The following is a 20,682-nucleotide window of genomic DNA, read 5'->3' as shown; positions in this document are numbered from 1 at the left end:
TCAAGGCGTTCATTACGTATTGTATTCGCCAAAGCGCGGAATAAACGAGATTTTTTTGGATGATAACTTGAAGTTATCAACATGTCCACAGTTTTATACACAGAAGTTATCCACTTATCCTCAGATTTATCCACAAGAAAGCAGCTGTTTGTGGATGATTCGACAAGAAATCTCAGCATTTTGCCGAAAGGCTTGGCAAAAATCATACAATGCGTAATATATGCTGTGGATAAAACTGTGGGGATAGTGGAAAACGAAAAATACAAATTGGAATCTAAAAATGAAAAATTACAATAAGTTGATAACTGTGCGTAGCATCGATGTGGAAAACCCTGTGGATAATACGTTTTGCAATGTGGATAAAAAATATTACAGGATAGTACATCCATTATAAAAATACGGAACGCTATATTTTGTATAAATATTGCGTTCCGTGTTTTATTCGGTTTCGTAGGGCACCAGCTGCCAGGACACGATCTCATAGGAGCCCGGTTCCAGCAGATGCAGGGACACCGACAGGGTACCGGCTTCGTCCGCAGGCAGGGTGAACGAAAAGATCTGGCTGTCCGGGTCATACCGAGCAGCAATACCCTGCTCATTGAGCAGCGATTCCATTTCCACGCCCGCCAGGCTGGGCTCCAGCGCCACCGCGGATTCAATGGTGCCGAGCAGCATCTGTGCTTGCTGGTCGGCGGCAAAATAGCCATAGGTCACATCCCAGGCATGGGAAGCGGCCATATGGTCGGCCTGTGCGCGGCTGAGCGACAGCATGGACACGCAGGCGAACACCAGCAGCACCAGGATATTCACAATGGTCGGGAATCCGACGGCCAGACTGCTTTTTCTTTTTTTCATCCGTCCGCCTCCTTTGCCGCGGTGCCGACGTATTCACATACGCTCAGTTCGGCCACCGGCTGGCCGCCCTGCACCGGCGAAACGGTGATTTGTGCCTGGCGCACATGGTTTTCCAGCGGTTTGACCGATACGGTCAGGCAGTAGATGCCATCAGCTTCGGCGACCGGCTGCCAGTCCTGGCTGTACCAGATATGCAGCACATCGTCCTCCATGCGGCCGGACAGTAGGCTGGGCATTTCGGCCAGTTCGCCGTCCGTGGCCCGGAAGGCCATCGCCGCATTCTGCACCACCCGCTGCGCCTGGGTGGATACGCGGCTGCTGGCGCTGAGCGAATAGGCGCGCGATAGGGTCATCAGGCAGATGGCAGCGCCCACACAGAACACCAGAAGATTGACCAGCATTTCTAATAAAAACAGACGGGTACGGCTCAAACGTTTCATGGGGCACCTCCTGTCGTGCGCGGGGACAGGAACAGGGTCTCCCGGCCGCCGTCCGGCGCCACATAATCGGCGCGGATCAGGCCGCCGACAAAGCGCAGCCGCAGCGAACCGGCCGTGCACAGCCGTTCGGCGGTGGCGACATTCTTGGCGGAATTTTGTTTGTACAAATAGCCATCGCGGCAGAAATACAGCCAGTCGATGTCGTTTTCCCGGGCCAAAAGCGCGGTGGTGCCGTCGGACAGGGTGACGATGTCCAGCCCGTCCTGCGCATCGGCGCGGCGGGCCGCCCCGGTGAGATAATCGAGCGGTACCGAACGGGTATGGGTATCGGTCGCGCGCGCATCGATGCCTTCATAAACGCGCACGGCTTCGAATGCCAGTATGCTGCCCAGCGCTAAAAACACCAGGAAAAACACCAGCACAAAGGTCGTGCCCGCACGATGGCGGGTGATGGCCGTCCATTTCATGCCCACGCACCCCCTTTGTCTGCCTTCACGGTGATTTCAGGCGCGCGGTCCGGGGCCACGCGGCGATAATCCACCGCAAAGCGCCGGTGTTCGGTGCGGATGCCATAATGTTCTTCCAGATAGTCAAGGTCGGGGGGATAGCGGCCTTCGACCGCATAACAATGTTCGGCCGCCTGCTCCAGTTCCTGTTCGAGCGCGCGGCGGCTTTCCTGGGCCATCCAGTCGTCGATGTACTGGACCCCAAAAAAGAAAATGGCCACGATCAAAAGCGCCGTGACCAGGCTTTTGAGGATGCTTTTCATGGTTCCACCTCACGCCATAGCGGCCAGACCGCCGAGCAGCGGCAGCATGACCGACAATAAGATCGCACCCGCCGAAGCACTCAGCGCCAGCACGATGATGGGTTCGAGCCGCACCAGCAAACGGTCCATGCGGGTGGCGGTATCGATCGCCAGACGGGCCGCCGCCTCATCCAAGATAAAGGCCGGCCGTCCAGCCGAGCGCAGGCGGCTGAGCGCAACGCCTGACACCAGACCGCTTTGGGCCAGCGCCTGGGGCAGGGAAGCGCCTTCGGCCAGATCGTTTTGCATCTGGGCCGCTGCCTGGTCGATTTCCGGGTGCTTGGTCAGAAAGGCCGCCAGCCGGACCGTATCGCGGTCCTCCTTGCCGCAGCGGCAGAACAGGGCCAGCGCAGCGGTAAACTGCGCGGCGGCCAGCTTGCGGGCGAGCAGGGTCGAATAGAAGAAATGCATGCTGCGGTTTTGCAGGATGAGCCAGAGCAGCACCCCGGCAAAGACCGCACCGGTCAGCAGCACCCCAGCCACACCGGCCAGCCAGCGGCCGGCCCGCATGGCCCAGCGGGCAAAGGGGGAGAACGAAAGTCCCAACGCGGAAAACTGATCGGCAAACAGCGGCAGCACGAACCCGGCTGCAATGATGAGGATGGCGGTCGCCAGGGCTGCCATGACGGCCGGATAGGCCGCCCGGCCGCGCAAACTCTGGTTGGCCGCCCGTTCGCGTTCAAAATAGGACGACAGACTGGTGAAGGTTTCTTCCAGACAGTTTTCCTGTTCGCCATGGTCGATCAGGTCGACCATATATTCGGGAAAGGCGCCGGTCTTGCGCATGGCGGCTGCCAGCGAACCGGTGCGCACACCGGTACGAAGCTCCAGATACAGTCGTTCTTCGCCCGCGCCGGTCGCGCGCGCGGCCATGGCGGCAAAGCATTCATTCAGGGTATGCCCGCGCCGCAGGTAATTGCCGGCATCCTGGCAGAATTCGTCCAAGGTATCGGTCGATAGCAGCCGTTCCCGCTTTTTTTTCCCCCGCATGCGCGCGCCTCCTCTCGTAAATCGGAATACTTTTTTATTATAGCCCGATTCGGCAGACAGGTAAAGTTGTATTTGTGCGGCAGGCGAAACTTTTGACGCGCGCCCCGCGGGGCGGTATAATAAGGGAGGAGAATACGGTCCGGCAAGGAGGAAAGATACTATTGATTACACGATTGCTCGATCCGGTCAAGGACCGGACGGCTTATACCGAGGCAGCAACGCTGCTGCGTGCGGGCGAAGTGGTCGGCATGCCGACCGAAACGGTGTATGGTCTGGCGGCCAATGCGCTTGATGGCAAAGCCGTGGCCAAGATCTTTGCAGCCAAAGGCCGCCCGCAGGACAATCCGCTCATCGTCCACATCGCCGACCAGAAGCAGATGTATGACCTGGCGCGCACGGTGCCCGAAAGCGTGGAAAAGCTCGCATCCCGCTTTTGGCCCGGCCCGCTGACCATGATTTTACCCAAGGCTGACTGCATCCCGGACGAGGTTTCCGCCGGGCTGGATACGGTCGGCATCCGCCTGCCCAGCCATCCGGTGGCGCAGGAGCTCATCCGCGAAGCCGGAGTCCCGCTGGCCGCGCCGTCGGCCAATACGTCCGGTCGGCCGTCGACCACTACGTCCAGCCATGTAATGGAAGACCTGGGCGGCAAGATTCCGGCCATTTTGGAAGGTGGCCCGTGCACCGTGGGTGTGGAATCGACCGTCGTATCCCTGGCAGGGGACAAGCCCCGCCTGCTGCGGCCGGGTGGCATTTCACTCGAACAGCTCCGTGAGGTACTGGGGGAGGTCGAAGTTGACCGCGCGCTGCGCGAAAAAATCGGGGACGATGTGCGCGTATCCGCGCCGGGCATGAAATACCGCCATTATGCGCCCAAAGCGCCGGTCACGGTCGTTTGCGGTGACCCGGAACGCACGGCGGCCTATATCACCCGGCACGCCGGACTGGATGCAGGCATCATCTGTTTTTCCGAATGTGCTTTTCAGTTTGAAATGCACGAGCGGCGGGTGATCGGTTCGTCGGACGACGTGCAGACCCAGGCGCGCCGCATCTTTGACGCGCTGCGCGCGTTTGACGATACCAATGTGCGCGAGATCTGGGCGCAATGTCCGGACGATAAGGGTTTGGGGCTGGCGGTGGCCAACCGGCTGAAAAAAGCCGCAGGCTTCCATGTCATCAATGTCGTTTAAGGGGAGAAGGCTATGAAGATCATTGGACTGACCGGCGGCTCGGGCGCGGGAAAGACCTTGGTATCACAAAGCTTTGTGGCGCTCGGTGCGGGCACGGTCGATGCAGATGCGGTCTATCGTACGCTGTGTGACACCTGCCGTTCCATGCTCGACGGTCTGGCGACTGCATTTGGCCCGGTGCTGACACCGGACGGCAGCCTGGACCGCCCGAAACTGGCTTCTATCGTATTTGCCGACCCCGACCGGCTGCGGCAGCTCAACGCCCTGACTTTTCCGTATATCCGTGCCGCCTCCGAGCAGCGGTTTGCCGAGCTGCAAGCCCAGGGCAAACCGGTTGTCTTGTACGACGCCCCCACGCTGTTCCAGACTGGGGCCGACGCTTTGTGTGAGGATGTGATCGGTGTGATTGCTTCACGTGAAACACGGGTACAGCGCATCATGGCCCGGGATGGTTTGACACGCGAGGCAGCCTGTGCCCGCATCGACAGCCAGCCGGATGAGGATTTTTACCGGGCGCGCTGCCGGTTTGTCATCCAGAACGATGGCAGCCCGGAGGAGCTGCAAGTCCAGGCGCAAGCCGTCTGGCAGGCGCTTTGCAGCGTATGATTTGGGACCGGATACATAAAATAACGATATCTTGCAATAAAGGAGAAATCACATGACTTCCGAAGAACTGTTTTATCAAAAGAAACCGGCGTTTGACCGACTGGACGCCGAGAAAGTGCAGCAGTATGCCGAAGGGTATAAGCTGTTCCTGGACCGCGGCAAGACCGAGCGGGACGCAGTCAATACCATTGTGAACATCGCGCACGAAGCCGGCTTCCAGCCCTATAAGCGCGGCATGGAACTCAAACCCGGCGATCGTATTTACCGCATCAACCGGGAAAAGGCGGTCATCCTGGCGGTCATCGGCCAGGAGAGCCTGCAAAATGGCATTGCGCTGACCGCGGCCCATCTGGATGCACCGCGCATCGACATCCGCACCGTGCCGCTCTATGAGCAGGAAGGCATGGCGTTCTTCAAGACTCACTATTACGGCGGCATCAAGAAATACCAGTGGACGGCGATCCCGCTCGAGCTGCGGGGCGTGGTCTGCGTGGTGCGCGACGGCAAGATGCTCAAATTCCGGGTGGATATTGGCTCCGACCCGGAGGACCCCAAATTCGTCATCACCGACCTGCTGCCCCATCTGGCCAGCAAGCAGATGCAGGAAAAGATGGTGGACGGCATCAAGGCCGAAAATATGAACATCTTGATCGGTTCCCAGCCGTCTAATACCGAGGACAAGGACTGCAAGGACAAGATCAAACTGGCCATTCTGGAATACCTCAACCGCAAATACGGCATGCGGGAAATCGATTTCCTGTCGGCCGAGCTGTCGTGCGTGCCTGCGTTCAACGCCTGTGATATCGGCTTTGACCGCTCCATGGTGGGCGCCTATGGCCACGACGACCGCGTGTGCTGCTATCCGGCAGCAACTGCACTGATTGCGCTCGATGAAACCCCGCGCCGCACGGCGGTTTGCCTGTTGGTCGACAAGGAGGAAATCGGTTCGGAAGGCGTGACCGGTATGCAGTCGCGTTTCTTCGATACGTTTATGGCCGATTTGTGCCGTACCCAGGACGTTTATCCCGAGGTATGCTACGAAAACTCGACCTGCCTGTCCACTGATGTGTGTAATGCGTATGACCCCAATTATGCCGATGTTTCGGAAGCACGCAACGATGGCCGCCTCAACTGCGGCTTTGCGCTGATGAAATACAGCGGCGCACGCGGCAAGTCGGGTACGAGCGATGCCAATGCCGAGCTGATGGCCCAGGTGCGCCTGATTCTGGAGAATGCGGGCGTGCCGTGGCAGACCTCCCAGCTGGGCCGCGTCGACCAGGGCGGCGGCGGTACGGTCGCCATGTACCTGGCCAACCGCAACATCGACACCGTGGATGCTGGTGTGCCGGTGCTGTCCATGCACGCACCGTTCGAGGTCATCTCCAAGGTCGACCTGTACAGCGCCTTCCTGGGAATGGGTGCATTCTACAAAGCGTAATATAATACGGAAAGTAATAACCGCCCTCTCCAACCGGAGAGGGCGGTTTCATAATCCCCGGAAAAGCTGCGGCAAATACATGCCGTATTCAATATGGGTCACGTTTGTATGGATAATGGTGCGAATTTGCAGGATTGCAAAGAAGGCGATGACGAGCAGGACGAAGTAAAATACCAGGATGACGAAGGAAAGCATGCCGTACTTTTGGATAAAGTCGCGCAGCTGGTTCCAGTACTTCTCAAGAATTTCGATCCACCACATGAGACCTTTGCACCTCCTGTTTTGATATTGCAGGAGAATACCACGACAAAAGCATGAAATCAATAGAATATTTGAATGAAAAAAACAGGGTATTTTTGGGTAAAATGTAAATAGACCTGTGGTGGCTGTAACAAGGTTTGTAAAACCACGGGATTCCCTTGACAAAGCCGCCGGAAACATGGAAAATAATAATGAAAAGGCCTTTGTGTAAGACAAGGGCAGATTGTGATACTCAAGCCCTTAGGGATTGAGGAAAGAGGAAGGATGGAATACTAAGTGATTACAATTGAAGCATTGGGCGTATCCGAGGGCCTGGTCAAGGCCAAGGCATTTGTCCTGCGCGAACCCGACCTGAGCGTTACTAAGCAGAAGGTAGAGGACGTAGCTGCTGAACAGGCTCGTGTGGATGCGGCGATCCAGACCGCAAAACAGCAAATCGAAGGCATTTTGGAAGAAGCCGGCCAGACGCTCGGCGACGAAGCCGAAATCTTTGAAGCACACCTGATGATGATCGAGGATCAGGACTTCATCGATGGCATGAAAGACATCATTGCGGGCGAAGGCGTATGCGCCGAATATGCTTGCAAAGTCAACTGTGACAACTTCCAGGAGATGTTCCGCGCCATGGACGACGAGTACATGCAGGCGCGTGCTGCCGACATCGGCGACATCTCCATGCGCGTACTCAAGGTGCTCAAGGGCGTATCGGACAACCCGATCGACACCATCGTCGAGCCGTGTATCATTGTTGCCAATGACCTGACCCCGTCGGACACGGCCAAGGTCGGCACCAAGCCGGTTATGGGCTTCATCACCCAGATCGGCGGCCGCACCAGCCATTCGGCCATCATGGCGCGTTCCATGGGTCTGCCGGCGGCTGCCGGTGCAGGCGAACAGGCACGCATCATCGAAAACGGCGACTTTATCCTGCTCGACGGCTGCACGGGTGAGATCATCGTCAACCCGGCCAAGGAAGACGAGGACGAGTTCGACCGCAAGAAGGCGAAGTTTGACGAACAGCGCCGCATGCTGGAAACCTACCGCAATCAGAAGGGCGCTACTTCGGACGGCCATCGCATCATCATCGAAGGCAACATCGGCACCCCGGCGGACGCAGTTCGCGTCGACGAAATGGGCGGCGAAGGCGTTGGCCTGTTCCGTTCCGAGTTCCTGTTTATGGACCGTCCGGACCTGCCGGCAGAAGACGAGCAGTTCGAAGCTTACAAGCAGGCAGCTGAGACCATGACCGACCGTCCGGTTATCATCCGTACCCTGGACATCGGCGGCGATAAGGAAGTTCCGGCGCTGGCACTTGAGAAGGAGCAGAACCCGTTCCTCGGCTATCGTGCAATTCGTATCTGCCTGGACCGCGAAGAATTGTTCCTGACCCAGCTGCGTGCGCTGCTGCGTGCTTCCGCGTTCGGCGATATCCGCATCATGTTCCCGATGATCTCCTCGCTGGAAGAAGTGCTGGATGCCAAGGCAATGGTCGAAAAGGCCAAGGAACAGCTCCGCGCCGAAGGCAAGGATTTCAACAATGACATCAAGATCGGTATCATGATCGAGATTCCGGTCGCAGCCGTTTGTGCCGACATCCTGGCGAAGGAAGTAGACTTCTTCTCCATCGGTACCAACGACCTCATCCAGTATTCGTGCGCGGTTGACCGCATCAACGATAAGATTTCGTCCCTGTACCGTCCGCTCCATCCGGGCGTGCTGCGCCTGATTAAGATGGCAGCTGATGCTGCCAAGGCCAACGGCATCGAATGCGGCGTGTGCGGCGAAATGGCTGGCTCGCGCGGCATGGCTAGCGTGCTGTGCGGCCTGGGTGTGACCAACCTGTCCATGTCCGCTTCGTCCATCCTGGCGGCCAAGAGCGACTTGGCACACCACACCTATGAAGAATGCGTCACCCTGGCAAACAGCCTGCTCGGCGGCGTATCGGCAACCGAAAACGAGTCCAACATGGGCTAAAACAATCAGCGCCGCAGCCAATTTGGCTGCGGCGCTTTTGTATGCCAACAAGGAAGCATTGGCTTCCTTGTATTTTTTTACTTGCCCGATTTGTCGGCTGGCTTGCACAACAGAGCAAACAAACAGCCAAACACAATAGCTGCGGCAATGCCACCCGCGGCACCGGTCACACCGCCGGTAAATACCCCGAGTAGGCCGTTTTCGGCCACGCCCTTGGCGACCCCTTTAGCGAGGGAATACCCAAAGCCGAGCAGCGGCACGGTCGCGCCCGCACCGCCCCAGTCGACCAGCGGCTGATACAGCCCCAGCCCGGTCAGGATGACGCCCAGCACCACATAGCTGACCAGGATGCGTGCAGGCGTCAGTTTGGTTTTGTCGATGAGGATTTGCGACAGGGCACAGATTATACCACCAGTAATAAAAGCTTGCAAATAGTGCATTTTGTTAATCCCTCCGTTCGATGACGACCGCGTGGCACACCCCGGCGATGGCCTGTCCCTGTTGGATGGAGGTCGGACTCATCAGCGCGCCGGTGCCGGCAAAGACCAGACGCTTGAGAGTGCCTTCCTGCATCTGGCGCAGCAGCTTGCCGCACAGCACGGCCGCCGAGCAGCCGCAGCCCGACCCGCCGGCATGGACATCCTGATCGTCGCCATACAGCATGGAGCCGCAGTCGGAATAGACTGGCGTGATGTCGATGCCGTCCTGCTCCAGCAGACGCACCAGCAGGCTGGCGCCCACATCAGCCAGGTCCCCGGTCACAATGCAGTCAAAATCGCCCGGATGGGCGTCCAGGTCCTCAAAAAGCATGGACAGCGTGTGATAAGCGGCTGGTGCCATGGCAGCGCCCATGTTGTTAGCATCCTTAACGCCCAGATCGACCATCTGGCCAATGACCGCATGGGTGATGCACAGGTCCTTGGCCGCGCCGTCCAGAACGACCGCGCCCGATGCCGTAGCCGTCCATTGGGCGGTCGGCGGCCGCTGCCCGCCGTAAGCGAGCGGAAACCGGTATTGCCGCTCGGCCGAGCAGAAGTGGGAGGACGCAGCGGCCGCCAGACGGTTTGCACAGCCGCCGTCGATCAGGCAGGCACCCACTGCTAACCCTTCGGCCATGGTTGAGCATGCTCCGTACAGCCCCAGATAGGGCACATTGGACTGCACCGAAGCAAAGGCCGAGCCGATGCACTGGTTGAGCAGGTCGCCCGCCAGAATCATATCCAGACCGCCGAGCGATACCCCGGCTTTTTGCGCTGCGGTTTCCAGAGCGGTCTTTTGCATCTGGCTTTCGGCCAGTTCCCAGGTCTTTTGGCCAAAATGCGAATCTTCGCCCACCACATCAAAGGTGCCGCGTAAGGGTCCGGCGGCTTCCTTGGTTCCGACCACCGAAGCATAACCCAAAATACCGGGCGGATGATCAAAGCGCACGGTGCGTTGTCCGATGCGTTGCGCCATGCAAAATCTCCCTCCTTGGGGCGTACAAGCCCTGTTGTTTTTGCGGTTAGTTTAGCCAGGGCTGGGGCGGGTTATGCGGGACGGCAGACAAAAAATGCGGATGGCAAACCGGCGGCCCAATGGGGGTGAAATATACCATTGGTTCTATGAGGCGAATGTACCGGCCGGAAGCGGGCAGGGGATCGATGCGCGGCGCGCGCCGCACCGGCAAGGGACAGGGCAGGGAAACAGCTTGCATAAAAAACCCTCCTTTTTTTTATAATATGCACAACTGTGTCCCGGTTGATACCGGGCACGCTGCCTGGAAAACCTGAAACAGAGCTTGAGCAAGGACCCGATAAAATGCTTTTTTATAGGGATTTTGTTGACCGAAAGGTCAGATTCCTGTACAATAGGACAGGACACATCCAACCGGAGAGAAAAACCGCCATTATCTGGCGAAAAATCAAAAAATACGGGCTGTATGACCGGGAAAACCATATATCCACCGCCCATACAGCCGGCAATCATCCTGCCGCGGCTGCGGCAGGATTTTTCTTTCCATACACAAAAAATTCGCAAGATATGCAAAGAAGCCGCACGCAATCCTACCAAAGAGGAGGGAAAAAGACAGGCAAAACTGTACAAAAATCATAAGGGAATTTTAACAGAAATAAATATATTGTTTACAGATGTAAACATAAGAAGACCAGACAAATTGACTTTATCAGATGTTCTGGTCAGAACCTATTGCAAAAGATTTCGGAAAACGCTATACTCCAAGTAACAACAGAAAGCGTTCCGAAAACGATACATTTCCGTGTCATTTGGAGAGTTAAACATGAGAAAAGTTGTAGATGATCCGCGCTTGATCTATAAATGTTGCAAGCTTTATTACGAGGATGATTACAGCCAGCAGCAGATCGCAGATACACTTGGTGTATCGCGGGTTTCAGTTTCCAGAATGCTTTGTGCGGGCCGCGAGGCCGGCATGGTCAAGATCCAAGTCGTCAGTCCCAATCACCTGACCTACAACAAACTGGAGCAGGAGCTTGAGCAGCTCTATGGGCTGAAAGAAGCTGTGGTTGTGGAAAACAGTCCGCTTTCCACCAACTATGAGCATATGACCGCCCTGAGCACCGAAACGCTGAGTTTGCTGGAGACCTACCTGCACGAGGGCGATGTGGTCGGTGTTTCGATGGGCGTCACACTGCAAAACATCTGCCGCGGCACCCGGCCGAATGCGCACAACATCGGCTGCACGTTTGTCCCCATTCTGGGCGGCATCAGTTCGGGCCGCAGCGCAACGGTCAACATCCATTCCAATCAGATCGCACTCAGTTTTGCCCAGCTGTTCGGCGGGCAATACGTAGAATTCTTTTCCCCGGCAATTTTCTCCGACCCGGTGGTGCTGGAAGGCTTCATGAAGGAAGCACCCATGCGGCGCATCCAGCAGTATTACCGGGAAGTGAAAACGGTCATCATGGGCATCGGCACTCCCAATCGTGCCGGTTCCACCATGTTGCGTGCCGGATACATCACCCAGGATCAGCTCCGGGGTCTGGTCGCGCAAGGCGTGGCCGGGGACTTGTCCCTTCAGTTTTTTGATCGCGAAGGCAATACCGAAAAGTTCCGTTCCTTTAATGATCGCGTGGCCGGCATGCCGCTGCATCAGCTGCGCGAAGTCGAAAACCGCATTGGCATCGGCAGCGGCGTACACAGGGCAGAAGCCATCCACGGCGCCTTGTGTGGGGGATTTATCAACATTCTGGTCACCGAACAGGAATGCGCCCTGCGCCTGATCGAGATGCGGAAGGAGGATATGCAGGCATGAGCAAGGAAATGATGTTACTTTTTCTCATCGCACTGAGTTTGTTCACCATGCAGTCGGTTGGCGGGTATTTTCAAATCCGCGACTACAAAAAGGCGGTTAAACGCGTCCATAAACTGGGCAACGTCGGCATCGGCCAGAAAAAAGGCAGTTTGCTTTCCGGGTATCTGGTGCTGATCGCGTGCGACAGCCACGGTACGATCACCGGAGTCGAGGTCATGGAGGGCCTGACCTTCCTGACCAAGTTCAAACCCCGCGAAAACGTTTGCGGCCGCCGGATGGTTGGCGCCAGCGTGGAAGAATTTTTAGCATATTTCCGTCAGATGGACCCCAAAAAGCGTAAGCGCATGAAGGGTTACATCCAGGCGCTCGAAGCGCTGGAAATGCGGCTCAATCCGCCGCAGGAAGAGCAAGTGCCCGTAGAGGCATAATGCATTCGGTGTATTGGAAACCCGGAGCTTCCCCGACCGGTCCAGGGCCCGACCGGGAGGAGAGTGTTCGCAGCAAAGGGGAGAGGGTTTCTATACATATATGAAGAGACCACGGACGTGTGCGCGTCCGCATGAAGAGATGATTTGAAAGGGGATCAATTCTATGGAATCCTTAATGAATGCCATCAGTTGGGTAGCCAATGGCTTTATGTCGCTGTTCCAGGCGGGCGGCGAGACCTTCATGGGCTGGGTGACCGGTATTATTCCGATGGTCATCTGCCTGATGACAGCGATCAACTCGGTGATCAAGCTCATCGGTGAAGAACGCGTGGAGCGCTTTGCCAAGAAGATGACCGGCAACATCTTTGGCCGTTATCTGGTTCTGCCGGTTCTGGCGGTTATGTTCCTGGGCAACCCGATGTGCTACACCTTTGGTCGTTTCGTAGATGAGAAGTATAAGCCCGCTTATTACGACTCCTGCGTATCGTTCCTGCATCCTGTTACCGGCCTGTTCCCGCATGCCAACCCGGGCGAATTGTTCGTCTACATGGGCATTGCAGCAGGTATCACCGAACTCGGCCTGTCGCTGGGCGACCTGGCCATCCGGTATTTCGTTGTTGGTTTGATCGTGATCTTCCTTCGCGGTATTCTCACCGAGAAGATTTATCTGAACATGATCAAAAAGGCTGGTAAGTAAGGAGGCGTCACCATGTATAAGGCAGTAAGAATCACCCGTGGTTCCGGCGGTTGGGGTGGCCCCCTGGTCGTCAAGGCAGACGGAAAGCGTAACAAGATCCTGAGCGTCACCGGCGGCGGCATCCATCCGGTTGCTGCAAAGCTGGCGGAAATGACCGGCGGCGAAGCAGTCGACGGTTTCAAGGGCGGTGCACCGGATGATGAAATCCTGGTAGCCGTTGTAGACTGCGGCGGCACAGCTCGCTGCGGCGTATACCCCAAGAAGAAGATCTTCACCGTAAACCTGATGCCGGTTGGCAAGGCTGGCCCGCTGGCACAGTTCATCACCGAAGATATCTATGTTTCCGATGTTAAGATCGAATGCCTGAGCTTTGCCGATGACAGCGAAGTTGCTGCGGCTCCGGCTAGCCAGGCCGCTCCGGCACAGCCCAAGGCTGAACCGGGCGCTCCCAAGAGCAAGGCACAGGCTAAGGAAGAAATCGCAGCCATGCGTGCCGAGAAGGAACCCGGCATTATCACCAAGATCGGTATCGGTGTTGGTAAGGTCGTCGGTAAGTTCTTCCAGGCTGGCCGCGAATCGATCGACATGGTCATCCGCAACGTCCTGCCGTTCATGGCCTTCACCGCAACCATTCTGGGTATCATCAGCGCATCCGGTCTGGGCGATGTCATCGCAAACACCATCGCACCGCTGTGCGCAACCCTGCCTGGCATGCTGGTGATCTCCATCGTCTGCGCTCTGCCGTTCCTGTCTCCGGTACTCGGCCCTGGCGCGGTTATCGCACAGGTTGTCGGCACCCTGCTGGGCGCCCAGATCGGCATGGGCAACATCCCGGCGCAGTACGCACTGCCCGCTCTGTTTGCCATCAACGCACAGGTTGGCGGCGACTTCGTACCGGTTGGTCTGTCCCTGGGCGAAGCAGAAGCAGAAACCATCGAACTCGGCGTACCGGCGGTTCTGTACTCCCGTATCATCACCGGTCCGGTCGCTGTCCTGATTGCCTTTGCTCTGAGCATTGGCCTGTACGCTTAATTTGAACCATACCCGCCGTTTGCGGCAAGATTTTTAGGAGGTCTTTTATGAAATACTGCGCAACCATCACCGGCTGGGGCGAGGACGCCCTGGGCTTCCTGGCCGACGAGGACTGCAACTTTATGATCCTGTTCAACGAGGACGCACCCGCAGAACTGGCCGAGATCGCGGTACTGCACACCAAGGCCGAACTTGCCGCAGATCCGGCAGTCGGTGACACGATGATGATCTGTGACAAGGTCTATGACATCACCGCGGTTGGCGATGAAGCACTGCACACCCTGCGCCAGCTGGGCCACTGCACCCTGTCTTTCAAGGGCGGCAGCGAACCCGAGCGCCCGGGCTGCATCATGCTCGAAGGCGAGCCGTTGCGTCCCGAAGATGTGGTCAAGGGCGGCACGATCGAAATCTATTGATTGTCCATTCCAAAATTCACCTCACTTCATGACTGCAGGGCAGCGGGCAGCAGTCCCGCCGTGGGCTGCTGCCTGCTTTCTGCCCAATTCTCAGCCATAATATCACATATTTACCGTTAATTCTCAACCTAAGGAGGCTGATTTCTATGTTAAACATGAACGAGAAACTGCTCAAGCGCCAGGAGGAAGGCAAGATCATCCGCACTGGTATCGTTGGCGCAGGCCAGATGGGCCGCGGTATGGTTACCCAGATGGTCCTGATGAATGGCATCACCCCGGCAATTGTTTCGGATATTCAGGTGGAAAATGCCATCCATGCATTTAAGTATGCGGGTGTTGCGGACGATGATATTGCTGTGGCACATACCATCGAAGAAGCAAACCGCTTTATGGAAGCTGGCAAGTACGTTGCCTGTGAAGATGCAAACTTTATTTCCCAGGTAAACCTGGTTGAGTGTGCAATCGACGCAACCGGTGTGCCGGATGTTGGCGCACGCGTTGCAACCGAGTCGATCAAGAACGGTAAGCATGTTGTTATGCTGAACGTTGAGACCGACGTTGTTATCGGGCCTTACCTGAAGCGTCTGGCTGAGGAGAATGGCGTTCTGTACACTGGTTCGGCTGGTGACGAGCCGGGCGCTGTTATGGAGCTGTACTGCTTTGCCAAGGCTATGGGCATGGACGTTAAGGTTATGGGTAAGGGCAAGAACAACCGCCTGGCTCGTGACTGCAACCCGGACACCGTTCTGGAAGAAGCTACCCGCCGCAAGATGAGCCCGAAGATGCTCTGCGCATTCAAGGACGGCACCAAGACCATGGTTGAAATGACTGCAATGTCCAACGCAACCGGCCTGGTTCCGGACGTAATCGGCGGCCACGGCATCGCTTGCGACGTCAAGGGTCTGAACGATATGTACCGTCTGAAGGAAGACGGCGGTATCCTCAACAAGCATGGCGTTGTTGAGTACGTAAGAGGTATCGCTCCGGGTGTATTTGTAACCGTATCGACGGAGAACGAAGAGATCGCTTACCAGATGCAGTACCACTCCATGGGCCCTGGCCCGCTGTGGACCCTGTACCGTCCGTACCACCTGTGCAACCTGGAAACCCCGCTGACCGTTGCCAAGTGCGTCATCGACGGCGAGACCACCATCGTTCCGAAGGCTGGTCTGGTTTCCGAGTGCATCACGGTTGCCAAGAAGGACCTCAAGGCCGGCGAAATCATCGACGGCATCGGCGGCTACACCACCTATGGTTCGATCGCAACCAAGGAAGAGTCGGACGCCAAGGGCTACATTCCGTATGGTCTGGTCACCAAGGGTGCTAAGATGCTCAAGGATGCCAAGAAGGGCCAGCTGCTGACCCTCGACATGGTAGAACTGGACACCTCGACCCTGATCTATAAGCTCCGCAAGGAACAGGATGCGATGACCTTCTAATCGAGTTACTTTCAAAACTCTCTCCATTGGGGGGCTGCCAGTGGACGCCTTGCGTTTGTGGCAGCCCCCCATTTTTCTATTTTCCCGGAGGAGGCAGATGATATGAAACCGAAAATCAAAGTGGTCTTTGTGGACCTGGACGGCACGCTGCTGCAAGGCGTGGATACCGTTTCGCCGCGCACCGTGCGTGCGTTTGCCGCCGCGCGCGAGCGGGGAGTCACCCCAGTGATCGCGACCGGCCGTCTGGCGTATGAAGCCGATTTTGCCAGCCGCGCCATTGGAGCGGACGGATATTTTATCGCCATGAACGGTCTGGCGGTGTATGAAGATTACCGCGCCGGCCGCCTGCTGTACGAAGCCCATACGCCCGACGAAGCGGTCCCTTACATCATCCGCTGCCTGAGCCGGCACAATGTATTCTTCCAGGCGTATGCAGGCAACCGCGCGTATTGCCAGAAGAGCCATGCCCATCTGCTCGAGGACTGCGGCATGGACGAGGAACACCGGCAGTTTTTCGGCAGCACCCAGATGGTCGTGGACGATCTGGAAGCCTATCTGCGGGAAAAAGATCTGCGGGTCAATAAATTCTTTGTCAGCGTAGGCGACCCGGCCCGTATCCCGGCGCTGCGCGCCGTGCTGGACGAGATTTCGGGCGTCAAGACGCTGTCCTCTGGCCCGCATTATATCGAAGTCGTGCCCGAAGGGGCGGACAAAAAACGGGCCGTGCACGCGGTGCGCGAAGCGCTCGGCCTGTCCAGCGAGGAGATCATGGTCATCGGCGACAGCGAAAACGACCTGGGCATGTTCGATGAAGCCTTCACCTGCGTGGCCATGGGCAACGCAGTCGATGCGCTCAAGGCCAAGGCCAATTACATCGCCCCCACGAACGTAGAGGATGGGGTCGCGTGGGCGGTAGAAACGCTGCTTCTGGGCCAGGAGGGCGGCCGGTTCACCGGACGCATTGAGACCCTGCGCGCCGACGAGATCGAAGCGTCGCTGGTACACAGCACCCGCCAATACCTGGCGGGCGATTTGAAGCTGCCGCAGCAGCTTGGCTTCCTGTTTGACGAAGCCATCGAGGTGGGCATCAGCAGCTACCAGTATTACAAATGGGAGCAGCCGCATTATCATACAATCACCAGTGAATATTGTTACATTTTAGCGGGGGAGACCAAATACATCGATTTGGCCGAGGGGACCGAGTATCATTTCAAACAGGGTGATTTCTATATTCTGCGGCGGGATACCCCCTATCTGCAAAAGTGCAAGCCCGGCTGCCGGCTGATTTTTGCCAAGGCGCCTGGCGTGAATGATAAAGCACCGGTGGCGATGGACGACCGCATGCAGGCCTGGTGTGCCGATTGGGATGCACCCTGGGATGCGGCGCCGGCTGCCGGTTCACAGGAGGAGAAAAAATGAAAGAGATTACCTATACCATCACCGACCCGCAGGGCATCCATGCCCGTCCGGCCGGTGTGCTGACCAAAAAGGCGAAAGAATTTGCATGCAGCGTGACCATGAAGAAGGACGACAAGACCGCAGACGCCAAGAAGATGTTTGCAGTCATGGGCCTGGCTGTGAAAAACGGCGAAACCGTCACCTTCACCCTGGAGGGCGAAGATGAGGAACAGGCTGCTGTTGCGCTCGAGCAGATGCTCAAAGAAAACCTCTAAAAAACAAAAAACCCCTGCCGCTCTTTCGGGAGAGCGGCAGGGGTTTTTTAAATCACTTCTTTGCCCAAACGGCGGCAGGCCTGGACGAGTTCATCTGGCAGCGCACCGTCGGACACGATGCCATCGATATCTTGCAGGGACGCAAACGAAAACGTGCTGGTCAGGTCGGCCTTGCTCGAGTCCATAAGCATATAGACCCGTTCGGCCTGGCGGATGACCGTGCGTTTCAGTTCGGCTTCATCCTCCATTCCGCACGAAAAGCCAGCCTTTTCCGAATAACAGGTGGTTCCCAAAAAGGCGATGTCAAAATTGACCGCCGAAACCGTCTGCATGGCGCGGATGCCATACAGGCTCTGGCTGTATCGGTTGAGCAGACCGCCGACCACCGAAATGCGGGCATAGGTCAGGCGGCACAGGTCGCTGGCGCACGACAGGCTGTTGGTGAAGATCTGATACCGTTCATCCGGGATCAGACGGGCAAATGCCGTGGTCGTGCTGCCCGAATCCAGATAGATGGTGGTATCCGGACGCAGCAGCGTGAGCGCCTTTTGTGCGATGCGCGCCTTTTCGGGTACATACCGTTGCGCGCGGCGCAGGAGGAAATCGTCGGTGCCCACGATCACTTCGACCGATTTGGCGCCGCCATGCACTCGCACAAGCTTGCGGGCTTCATCCAGCGCTTTCAGGTCGGTGCGCAGGGTCATCTCCGACACCTGCGGAAACCGCTCCTTTAATTGGGAAAACCGCACGGTTCCACATTGGTTGACAAATTCTACGATTTCTTTTCGGCGCTGCTGCATCGAAGCGTCCCCTTCCTTTTGGTTATTGCTGCACCCAGTTCGCCAGCAGGTATTCCTCGGCTTCCGGACACCACAATCCGGCATGCGCATCGACGATATCCGCCAGAGCGGTAAAGCGTGCATCCTCGGCGCCCTTGCTGCGGAAATCGGCAATGGCCGTCAGCGGCATGGTGATATGGGTATAGATCAGTTTTTTCCCGCCCGGGATTTTGGGCAGATTGAGCGTGGTTTCAGCGGCTGCATCCAGTCCGCCGATGTGGGTGACCATGACCGCCGGATTGATACGGCCAGCTGCGGTCAGATCGAGCGATTCGATCATATCCGCCGTATTGCCGCCCGTGGTACCGATGACATGGGTGGAGTTGTAGTGTACGTCGTAATAGTTGAGCTTGGCCGCAAACTTGCGGTCGGTCGGGCCGGCGAAGAAGTTCAGGCAGCCGTCCCGGCCCAGAATATCGCTGGCCAGTTCGACCACCTGCGCCACCGGCGCATAGCAGAACACATCGTCAAATCCGTCGCCACCTGCGATGTCCCGCAGCGTCGCGGCCGGGTCAGCCAGGTCAGCGGTGTTGACAAAATGCAGTTCGATGCCATCCTTGGCCGCTTCCTCGACCGGGAACAGTTCGGCTGCCCGAGCCAGCCGGTCGGCGTTGATGTCGGTCACAACGATCAGCGAAGGACGTACATCGCGGTGCAGGGCATAGGTCAGCGCGCCCAGGCCCATCGGGCCAGCGGCGGCCAGCAGAGCCAGCTTGCCATCCTTGCGGATGCCCATTTCGTGCTCATAGACGCCCATGCGGGTGTGGAAGCAGGCGTTGAACGCGCCGATGCTGCAGCTCATGGGCTCGGCCAGCGAAGCTTCATAATAGGCGCGGCCAGTGTATTCGAGCAGGCAGCCCAGTTCCATGACTTCGGCCGGGATGATGCAGTAGGTCGCATCGCCGCCGAAAAATTCATACGAATAGCCGGGCGACCACATGGTGCCCTTGTAGTTGAGCGCGGGCTGCAAGGTAAATTTCATGCCGGGCTTGAACTTGTCGGCATGCTTTGCGCCGACCTTGACGATATCACCAGCAAATTCATGGCCCATGATGGCCGGATGGTCGGCCACATCCGGGTGTACGCGCTTGTGGCCGGTGCCCAGAATAGCACATTTATAGGTGGACATGCAGATGCTGTCCGATACGACCTTGACCAGGATTTCATCGTCCTTGATCTCAGGCAGTTCAAAGGTGTCCAGGCGAAGGTCATTGGCGGCATGTAAACGAACGGCTTTTGCTTTCATATTTCGATACTCTCCTTTACAATGGTTGGGTCAAAGGGTGTGGGAACATACCTGCGGCAGCAGAGCGTCGATCGCGCTGCGTTCGGCGGCCTGCGAACCGCTGCACATCACGTTGGCAGCGCTGGTCGCAACCGCCAGAGCAACGGTGTCTGCATCGCTTAATCCCTGTTCAGCGGCATAGGCCAGTGCAGCGACCATGCTGTCACCGGCGCCGACCGTGCTGCCGACCGGGACGTTCAGTCCCTCGGCGTGATAGGCGGTGTCACGGCCCACAAACAGTGCGCCGTCCCCACCCATGGAAACCACGACACGTTCCACGCCCTGAGCGATCAGGCCGCGTGCGGCATCCAGCAGGGCCTCGGCTGTTTCCAGCGAATGCCCGGTCAGGCGGGACAATTCATGGTTGTTGGGCTTGACCAGATAGGGCTTTGCCGCAAGGCCATGGGCCAGCGGTTCGCCATCGGCATCCAGAAAGACCCGCGCACCGGCTTTTTGACAGGCAGCGGTCCAGGTGGCGTAGGTATCCACCGGCGCGCCTTTCGGCAGGCTGCCCGACAGCACAACGATGTCGCCGGGACGAAGGTCCGCGGTCAGCCGGGCGAGCATCTCGTCCAGCAGGGCGGGCGTGACGGTCAGGCCGGGTTCGTTGAGGTCGGTGTTGGTGTGACGGGTGCGGTCGATGACCTTGAGGTTGGTGCGCGTTTCTCCTTCGACAAAGGTGAAGGCGCACGGGATGCCAAGCGCGTCCATGGCGTCGGCGATGCGGCGGCCGGTTGAGCCGCCCAAAATGCCGACGGCGGTACTGGTACCGCCCAGCTTGGCAATGACTTTGGATACGTTCAGCCCTTTTCCGCCCGGGTCGGTGCGCATGGCGGTGATACGGTTGACCGCATCAAGCGTAAAATCGGGGATCTCGACGGTTTTGTCGAGCGCAGGGTTTAGGGTTACCGTATGGATCACAGAATTACCTCCTGCCGGTGCAGCGGGGTGCGTGCCCAGCGAAATATTCAAAACGAAAGCCTGATAGTATTATAACAACACAGAAAGCGGGTTTGCAATTGTTGAAATAACAGTTTCCGAAA

25 protein-coding genes are annotated in these 20,682 nt (G+C 57.4%); 13 read left to right on the top strand and 12 right to left on the bottom strand.

Annotated features, from left to right (window positions below; translation table 11 throughout):
• Positions 1 to 438 precede the first annotated feature (438 nt).
• From EFB11_RS14690 to EFB11_RS14670, 5 genes are read right to left on the bottom strand one after another with little or no spacing between them, the layout of a single operon-like run.
• Entirely contained in the window at positions 439 to 855 is a 417-nt protein-coding gene (locus tag EFB11_RS14690) for a hypothetical protein (protein ID WP_122790989.1), read from the bottom strand.
• The gene (locus EFB11_RS14685; protein ID WP_122790987.1) at positions 852 to 1,295 is read right to left on the bottom strand and encodes a hypothetical protein; all 444 of its coding nucleotides are present in this window, start codon (positions 1,293 to 1,295) and stop codon (positions 852 to 854) included. The genes EFB11_RS14690 and EFB11_RS14685 overlap by 4 nt, the downstream gene beginning before the upstream one ends.
• Positions 1,292 to 1,762 carry a hypothetical protein gene (locus tag EFB11_RS14680; protein WP_122790985.1) on the bottom strand — a complete coding sequence of 157 codons (471 nt, stop codon included), beginning with the start codon at positions 1,760 to 1,762 and terminating at the stop codon, positions 1,292 to 1,294. Before EFB11_RS14680 ends, EFB11_RS14685 begins: the two co-directional genes overlap by 4 nt.
• Positions 1,759 to 2,064: a hypothetical protein gene (locus EFB11_RS14675; RefSeq protein ID WP_122790983.1), complete on the bottom strand. Its 306-nt coding sequence runs from the start codon at positions 2,062 to 2,064 to the stop codon at positions 1,759 to 1,761. Before EFB11_RS14675 ends, EFB11_RS14680 begins: the two co-directional genes overlap by 4 nt.
• 9 nt (positions 2,065 to 2,073) lie before the next feature.
• The gene (locus tag EFB11_RS14670; protein ID WP_122790981.1) at positions 2,074 to 3,093 is read right to left on the bottom strand and encodes a type II secretion system F family protein; all 1,020 of its coding nucleotides are present in this window, start codon (positions 3,091 to 3,093) and stop codon (positions 2,074 to 2,076) included.
• 161 nt (positions 3,094 to 3,254) lie between these two features.
• Here EFB11_RS14670 and EFB11_RS14665 point away from each other — a divergent pair, with 161 nt between their 5' ends.
• Genes EFB11_RS14665 through EFB11_RS14655 form a run of 3 tightly spaced genes read left to right on the top strand, consistent with a single transcriptional unit; the run spans position 3,255 to position 6,327 of the window.
• Positions 3,255 to 4,283: an L-threonylcarbamoyladenylate synthase gene (locus tag EFB11_RS14665; protein WP_122790979.1), complete on the top strand. Its 1,029-nt coding sequence runs from the start codon at positions 3,255 to 3,257 to the stop codon at positions 4,281 to 4,283.
• 12 nt (positions 4,284 to 4,295) lie between these two features.
• On the top strand, positions 4,296 to 4,889 hold the full coding sequence (coaE, locus tag EFB11_RS14660; RefSeq protein ID WP_122790977.1) for a dephospho-CoA kinase: 594 nt from the start codon (positions 4,296 to 4,298) through the stop codon (positions 4,887 to 4,889).
• A gap of 52 nt (positions 4,890 to 4,941) precedes the next feature.
• Complete coding sequence (locus EFB11_RS14655) at positions 4,942 to 6,327, top strand: aminopeptidase (RefSeq protein ID WP_122790975.1); 1,386 nt, start codon at positions 4,942 to 4,944, stop codon at positions 6,325 to 6,327.
• A 48-nt stretch (positions 6,328 to 6,375) separates the two neighbouring features.
• Here the strand turns inward: EFB11_RS14655 and EFB11_RS14650 are convergent, their stop codons facing one another.
• A complete protein-coding gene (locus EFB11_RS14650) occupies positions 6,376 to 6,588 on the bottom strand; it encodes a hypothetical protein (protein ID WP_122790973.1) in 213 nt (70 codons plus the stop codon).
• A 276-nt stretch (positions 6,589 to 6,864) separates the two neighbouring features.
• Here EFB11_RS14650 and ptsP point away from each other — a divergent pair, with 276 nt between their 5' ends.
• Positions 6,865 to 8,562 carry a phosphoenolpyruvate--protein phosphotransferase gene (ptsP, locus tag EFB11_RS14645; protein WP_122790970.1) on the top strand — a complete coding sequence of 566 codons (1,698 nt, stop codon included), beginning with the start codon at positions 6,865 to 6,867 and terminating at the stop codon, positions 8,560 to 8,562.
• A 77-nt stretch (positions 8,563 to 8,639) separates the two neighbouring features.
• On the opposite strand, the gene spoVAE is transcribed toward ptsP, so the two are convergent.
• Genes spoVAE through EFB11_RS14630 form a run of 3 tightly spaced genes read right to left on the bottom strand, consistent with a single transcriptional unit; the run spans position 8,640 to position 10,255 of the window.
• The gene (gene spoVAE / locus EFB11_RS14640) at positions 8,640 to 9,002 is read right to left on the bottom strand and encodes a stage V sporulation protein AE (RefSeq protein ID WP_122790968.1); all 363 of its coding nucleotides are present in this window, start codon (positions 9,000 to 9,002) and stop codon (positions 8,640 to 8,642) included.
• 4 nt (positions 9,003 to 9,006) lie between these two features.
• A complete protein-coding gene (spoVAD, locus tag EFB11_RS14635) occupies positions 9,007 to 10,017 on the bottom strand; it encodes a stage V sporulation protein AD (RefSeq protein WP_122790967.1) in 1,011 nt (336 codons plus the stop codon).
• A 46-nt stretch (positions 10,018 to 10,063) separates the two neighbouring features.
• Entirely contained in the window at positions 10,064 to 10,255 is a 192-nt protein-coding gene (locus EFB11_RS14630; protein ID WP_122790965.1) for a hypothetical protein, read from the bottom strand.
• Between the two features lie 104 nt (positions 10,256 to 10,359).
• Here EFB11_RS14630 and EFB11_RS14625 point away from each other — a divergent pair, with 104 nt between their 5' ends.
• From EFB11_RS14625 to EFB11_RS14585, 9 genes are all read left to right on the top strand, one after another.
• Complete coding sequence (locus EFB11_RS14625) at positions 10,360 to 10,653, top strand: hypothetical protein (protein WP_122790962.1); 294 nt, start codon at positions 10,360 to 10,362, stop codon at positions 10,651 to 10,653.
• Between the two features lie 184 nt (positions 10,654 to 10,837).
• On the top strand, positions 10,838 to 11,830 hold the full coding sequence (locus tag EFB11_RS14620; RefSeq protein WP_122790960.1) for a sugar-binding transcriptional regulator: 993 nt from the start codon (positions 10,838 to 10,840) through the stop codon (positions 11,828 to 11,830).
• Complete coding sequence (locus tag EFB11_RS14615; RefSeq protein WP_122790958.1) at positions 11,827 to 12,258, top strand: transcriptional regulator GutM; 432 nt, start codon at positions 11,827 to 11,829, stop codon at positions 12,256 to 12,258. The genes EFB11_RS14620 and EFB11_RS14615 overlap by 4 nt, the downstream gene beginning before the upstream one ends.
• Before the next feature lie 175 nt (positions 12,259 to 12,433).
• A complete protein-coding gene (gene srlA, locus EFB11_RS17250) occupies positions 12,434 to 12,955 on the top strand; it encodes a PTS glucitol/sorbitol transporter subunit IIC (protein ID WP_122791333.1) in 522 nt (173 codons plus the stop codon).
• A gap of 12 nt (positions 12,956 to 12,967) precedes the next feature.
• Positions 12,968 to 13,987, top strand: coding sequence for a PTS glucitol/sorbitol transporter subunit IIB (srlE, locus tag EFB11_RS14605; protein WP_122790956.1), 1,020 nt, complete (start codon positions 12,968 to 12,970; stop codon positions 13,985 to 13,987).
• 47 nt (positions 13,988 to 14,034) lie between these two features.
• Entirely contained in the window at positions 14,035 to 14,403 is a 369-nt protein-coding gene (locus tag EFB11_RS14600; RefSeq protein ID WP_122790954.1) for a PTS glucitol/sorbitol transporter subunit IIA, read from the top strand.
• Between the two features lie 146 nt (positions 14,404 to 14,549).
• Entirely contained in the window at positions 14,550 to 15,842 is a 1,293-nt protein-coding gene (locus EFB11_RS14595) for an NAD(P)H-dependent oxidoreductase (protein WP_122790952.1), read from the top strand.
• A gap of 102 nt (positions 15,843 to 15,944) precedes the next feature.
• The gene (locus tag EFB11_RS14590) at positions 15,945 to 17,261 is read left to right on the top strand and encodes a Cof-type HAD-IIB family hydrolase (RefSeq protein WP_122790950.1); all 1,317 of its coding nucleotides are present in this window, start codon (positions 15,945 to 15,947) and stop codon (positions 17,259 to 17,261) included.
• Positions 17,258 to 17,515, top strand: a complete 258-nt coding sequence (locus EFB11_RS14585) for an HPr family phosphocarrier protein (RefSeq protein ID WP_122790948.1) — start codon at positions 17,258 to 17,260, stop codon at positions 17,513 to 17,515. Before EFB11_RS14590 ends, EFB11_RS14585 begins: the two co-directional genes overlap by 4 nt.
• 47 nt (positions 17,516 to 17,562) lie before the next feature.
• Here the strand turns inward: EFB11_RS14585 and EFB11_RS14580 are convergent, their stop codons facing one another.
• The 3 genes from EFB11_RS14580 to pfkB are packed head-to-tail and all read right to left on the bottom strand — an operon-like array spanning position 17,563 to position 20,560.
• Complete coding sequence (locus tag EFB11_RS14580; RefSeq protein WP_122790947.1) at positions 17,563 to 18,315, bottom strand: DeoR/GlpR family DNA-binding transcription regulator; 753 nt, start codon at positions 18,313 to 18,315, stop codon at positions 17,563 to 17,565.
• A gap of 22 nt (positions 18,316 to 18,337) precedes the next feature.
• A complete protein-coding gene (locus EFB11_RS14575) occupies positions 18,338 to 19,600 on the bottom strand; it encodes a zinc-binding dehydrogenase (RefSeq protein ID WP_122790945.1) in 1,263 nt (420 codons plus the stop codon).
• A gap of 30 nt (positions 19,601 to 19,630) precedes the next feature.
• The gene (pfkB, locus tag EFB11_RS14570; protein WP_122790943.1) at positions 19,631 to 20,560 is read right to left on the bottom strand and encodes a 1-phosphofructokinase; all 930 of its coding nucleotides are present in this window, start codon (positions 20,558 to 20,560) and stop codon (positions 19,631 to 19,633) included.
• Positions 20,561 to 20,682: the final 122 nt, after the last annotated feature.

It is taken from the genome of Intestinibacillus sp. Marseille-P6563, assembly GCF_900604335.1.
GTDB lineage: Bacteria > Bacillota > Clostridia > Oscillospirales > Butyricicoccaceae > Butyricicoccus_B.
The sequence above is the reverse complement of the archived record's forward strand: the minus strand, read 5'-3'. Positions and strand labels throughout refer to the sequence as shown.